Source organism: Ruoffia sp. FAM 20857 (assembly GCF_045528645.1).
In the GTDB taxonomy this organism is placed as follows: Bacteria; Bacillota; Bacilli; order Lactobacillales; family Aerococcaceae; genus Ruoffia; species Ruoffia halotolerans.
The window spans coordinates 1-263 of the sequence record NZ_JBGQRB010000136.1; the positions used below are offsets into that span (position 1 = coordinate 1).

Sequence of the window (263 nt, forward strand, 5' to 3'; positions counted from 1 at the left end):
GATTAGCTTACACAAAAACCAGGTAAAATTCAATTCAAACATCATCATTTCGCATACAGGTGGTCGTTTATCGAGTGATTCGGGTTTAGTCTTAGTTAAAGAAGTAATGGATACCTTCAAGTTTTCTTATTTGGCAAAATCACTTCTGGACATTAAAGATAACCGTGCTTACTACACGCATGATAATTTAGCGATATTAGAACAGCTCATTATGCAACTGATTGCTGGTTATTCGGCAGACTCGTCAGCTAATCTGTTACGAC

1 protein-coding gene is annotated in these 263 nt (G+C 36.9%); it reads left to right on the forward strand.

Features of this window, described 5'->3' with window-relative positions; all coding sequences use genetic code 11:
* Position 1: 1 nt before the first annotated feature.
* The coding region (locus tag ACEN4N_RS11565; RefSeq protein WP_407094277.1) for a transposase at positions 2-263 on the forward strand (262 nt) is incomplete at its 3' end.